Below are 569 nucleotides of genomic sequence, written 5' to 3'. Positions count from 1 at the left end.
CTGGCCGCCGGGGACCTCACGGTCGAGCACGCGCTGGTGGTGCACCGGACGATGAATCGCCTCGACGCGTCCGTCGACCCGGCCACCCGGGCTGAGGCGGAGCGGTTCCTCGTCGACCAGGCCGCCGTGCTCGACCCGCGTCACCTCGCCCAGGTCGCCCGCGCGCTGCGCCACCGCCTGTCCCCGGACGCCGGTGGCAACCTCGCCCGCGAGGAGGACGCCACGGTCACGGCGCGGGAGGTGCGGTGCACCCAGACCGACGAGGGCACCTGGCTGCTGTCCGGGGTCCTGGACGCGGTCGGCGGCGCGACCCTCGCCGCGGCCCTCGATCCGCTCTCCGCGCCGTTGCCCGCGACGGGCGGGGTGCCGGACCGGCGCTCCGCGCCGCGCCGGCGCGCGGACGCGCTCGTCCAGCTCGCCGAGCAGTCGCTCGCCACCTCCACCGCCGCCGAGTCCGCACGGCCGCGCCTGGTCGTCTCCGTCCCCGTCGACACCGTCCGCTGCCCCACCGGTCCGGGTGTGGCGCCGGGGCTGCTCGACGGCGGTGCCCCCGTCTCGGCGTCCACCGT

Annotated in this window: 1 protein-coding gene; it reads left to right on the top strand. The window is 78.4% G+C overall.

The features are described 5' to 3' along the window. Nucleotides 1-51: 51 nt before the first annotated feature. Nucleotides 52-569: DUF222 domain-containing protein (locus tag AC5FZL_RS16755; RefSeq protein ID WP_493620003.1), on the top strand; the 518-nt coding region annotated here is incomplete at its 3' end.

This window comes from Quadrisphaera sp. DVD1 (assembly GCF_058932755.1).
Note: the sequence above shows the minus strand (reverse complement) of the source record. Positions and strands in the feature narration are given on the sequence as shown.